Source organism: Microbispora sp. CSR-4 (assembly GCF_008033685.1).
Lineage (GTDB): Bacteria > Actinomycetota > Actinomycetes > Streptosporangiales > Streptosporangiaceae > Microbispora.
Genome location: NZ_VJVX01000187.1, coordinates 1 through 999, shown reverse-complemented (window position 1 = coordinate 999; position 999 = coordinate 1). Strand labels below are relative to the sequence as shown.

General features: G+C 66.8%; 1 pseudogene. It reads right to left on the bottom strand.

Annotated features, from left to right (window positions below):
• Positions 1-999: pseudogene (locus FLV34_RS39365) on the bottom strand (DNA-directed RNA polymerase subunit beta); the annotation flags it as partial.

Here is a 999-nt window from a genome sequence, read left to right as displayed (position 1 = left end):
GATGTCGACCGGCGTGCCGTCCTCGAGGAACGGCATGTCCTCCACCGGCAGGATCTTGGAGATGACGCCCTTGTTGCCGTGACGGCCGGCGAGCTTGTCACCATCGGTGATCTTGCGCTTCTGCGCCACGTACACGCGCACCAGCTCGTTCACGCCCGGAGGAAGCTCGTCGCCCTCCTCACGGCTGAACACCCGCACACCGATGACCTTGCCCGACTCACCGTGCGGCACCTTCAGCGAGGTGTCGCGCACCTCACGCGCCTTCTCACCGAAGATCGCCCGCAGCAGCCGCTCCTCCGGCGTCAGCTCGGTCTCACCCTTCGGCGTGACCTTGCCGACCAGGATGTCTCCGGTCGTCACCTCGGCGCCGATGCGGATGATGCCGCGCTCGTCGAGGTCGGCCAGCGCGTCCTCGGAGGCGTTGGGGATGTCGCGGGTGATCTCCTCCGGACCCAGCTTGGTGTCGCGGGCGTCGACCTCGTGCTCTTCGATGTGGATCGACGACAGCACGTCGTCCTGCACCAGACGCTGGGACAGGATGATCGCGTCCTCGTAGTTGTGCCCCTCCCAGGGCATGAACGCCACCAGCAGGTTCTTGCCCAGCGCCATCTCACCGTTGTCGGTGCACGGACCGTCGGCGACGACCTGACCCCGCTCGACCCGGTCGCCCTCGGACACGATCGGCTTCTGGTTGAAGCAGGTGCCCTGGTTCGACCGCTTGAACTTCGCCACCCGATACGTCGTCCGGGTGCCGTCGTCGTTCATCACCGTGATGTAGTCGGCCGAGACCTCCTCCACCACACCGGCCTTCTCGGCCGTGATGACATCACCGGCGTCCGTCGCCGCGCGATACTCCATGCCGGTGCCGACCAGCGGCGCCTCGCTCTTGAGCAACGGCACCGACTGACGCTGCATGTTCGACCCCATGAGCGCGCGGTTGGCGTCGTCGTGCTCCAGGAACGGGATCATCGCCGTCGCCACCGACACCATCTGGCGCGG